This is a genomic window from Micromonospora mangrovicola, from assembly GCF_047200535.1.
Taxonomy (GTDB): Bacteria; Actinomycetota; Actinomycetes; order Mycobacteriales; family Micromonosporaceae; genus Micromonospora.
Genome location: NZ_JBJZOG010000226.1, coordinates 1 through 1,509 on the forward strand (window position 1 = coordinate 1; position 1,509 = coordinate 1,509).

The window sequence follows — 1,509 nt, forward strand, 5'->3', positions numbered from 1 at the left end:
TACGGCAGCCGCCATTGGCTAGTTGACCAGGGCGTATTCGCGGTTGAGTCGGGTGCGTTGGTGGAACCAGCGTGAGCGGGCTTGGTGGCGGCGGCGCCAGTCGGTCCAGTGTTCGGCGTGGTGGGGTGGTTTCGGCCGGTGGCTGAGTCTGGCCAGGAGGCGTCGGGTCTCGGGGATGGTCAGGGGGATCCGGCCGGGATCGTCTGGCGGGGCCTGATCGGGAGTGACTGGTGGTGGGGCCTGGGTGTCGGTGCGGTGGTGTAGTTGCGCGGTGGTGACGGCGCAGACGGCCAGGGCGGCCATGACCAGCACGGTGTGTCGTCGGATCGCGCCGTGGAGGCGGGCCTGGCACTGGTCGAGGCCGAACTGGTCCTTGCCGAACTCGAAGTCCTCCTCGACTGGCCAGCGTAGTCCGGCGGCGCGGATCAGCCGGGTCATGCTCTTCGGTTGCCCGTCGGGCTGGTAGCAGTAGTGAAAGGCCAGCTCGCCGGTGCGTAGGTGCCGGCGGACCAGCAGCACGTGGCGGGGGTTGGCGGTGGCGATCTGCACCCACCCGTACCAGCGTTGCCCTTTCGACCCGGTCCCGGCGCTGCGGACCTCCCACCGCCGCTGGTCGTCCACCAGCTCCTCGACGGCCTGCCGGCAGGTCAACCGCACGCCGGCACCAAGGTCCAGCAGGAACGTGGAGGCCACCCGCAGCACGTACGCCTGTTGCTGGTGTTCGAAGAACTCCCGCAGCTGCGTGCAGGCGCCGTACACCTCGTCCCCGCACATGACGTCGAAGCGGATGCCGTCGGTGTAGGCGTCGGTGCAGATGTCGATCGCCAACTGTCCCTTGGTGCGGAACAGCAGGTCGCCCGGGATCCCCATCGCCTGGGCGGTCTTGGCGTCGTCGATCTGTTCGGCGGGGATCCACTGCCGGAACCCGATCAACCCGTGCCCCAGGCCTTCCCGCACATACGACAGGTGCACGGTGTTGATGCCGTTCTCCACCCGGCCCGCGCAGCCCATGTACTGCCGTTTCACCCCGCAGGTGGCGGTGCCGCGTTTCTGCTGGCCGGTCTCGTCCAACGCCCCGACCACCAGCCCCCGACGTCGCCGGCGGGCCGCGGTGGCCAGCCCGTCGACCACGAACCGGCGGACCAGACGCATCGCTTCGTCGGTGTCCCACACCGCCCGGTTCAACAACCGCTGCACCCGGTCCGGACCACGGTCCCCGACGTACTCCGCGATCGTCCACCCGTTACGTTTCGGCAGGTCACTGGCCACCGCAGACACGTACTTATCCGCCTGCTGCCAGGTCTGCACCCGCACGAAACACGACCGCAGCCGCTGCATCAGGTCGGCCCGCAACCGCTGGGCCCGGCCAGCCGCTATCCTGGCAGCCGCAGCCGCCCGTGATCTTGTTGTCGTCACACACACATGATCATCAGGGCGGCTGCGTCCACATTGCCCGCCCCGCCACCCGCATCAGCCCAGCTCACACGGTTAATGGCGGCTGCCGTACTA

General features: G+C 68.8%; 1 protein-coding gene. It reads right to left on the minus strand.

The annotated features are described in order from the left end of the window. Positions 1–18: 18 nt before the first annotated feature. Positions 19–1,338, minus strand: coding sequence for an IS701 family transposase (locus ACL02O_RS34160; protein WP_459560901.1), 1,320 nt, complete (start codon positions 1,336–1,338; stop codon positions 19–21). Positions 1,339–1,509 lie beyond the last annotated feature (171 nt).